A 471-nucleotide genomic window follows, 5' to 3' on the forward strand; every position below is an offset into this window, starting at 1 on the left:
ATATCTACGAATACATTTTCGAAAATAGCAATTTCTGTACCTTTATCTCCTGCAATATGAAGGCCTGACATTGTAGCTAATGTTAACAATCCAATCGTTTTTAACACAATTGTCTTTCCGCCCGCATTCGGCCCTGTAATAATTAAACTACGATACTCTTGACCAATTTTAAAATGTAACGGTACAACTTGCCCTGTTAAAAGCGGATGCTTACAATTCACTAAATGAATGTAGCCATGATCGTTTAACTTCGGTTCTATTCCATCAATCGATTTACTAAACTTCGCTTTCGCGAATACCATATCATACTGACTAATTAGCTCCATGTTAATCTTTATACTATAAATGTTTTCTAACACCATTCCTGATAAAGTCGCTAAAATCTGATACTCTTCAACCGCTTCTTCTGCTTTCAAGCCTGCTAATTCTGCATTCAATTTCGTAACCGTATGTGGTTCTATAAATACAGTA

The 471-nt window shown here is 35.2% G+C and carries 1 pseudogene; it reads right to left on the reverse strand.

Annotation, left to right across the window (positions count from 1 at the left end):
- Nucleotides 1–471: pseudogene (locus tag MR170_RS31085) on the reverse strand (endonuclease MutS2); the annotation flags it as partial.

It is taken from the genome of Bacillus cereus group sp. BfR-BA-01524, from assembly GCF_022662595.1.
GTDB classification, from domain to species: domain Bacteria; phylum Bacillota; class Bacilli; order Bacillales; family Bacillaceae_G; genus Bacillus_A; species Bacillus_A thuringiensis_S.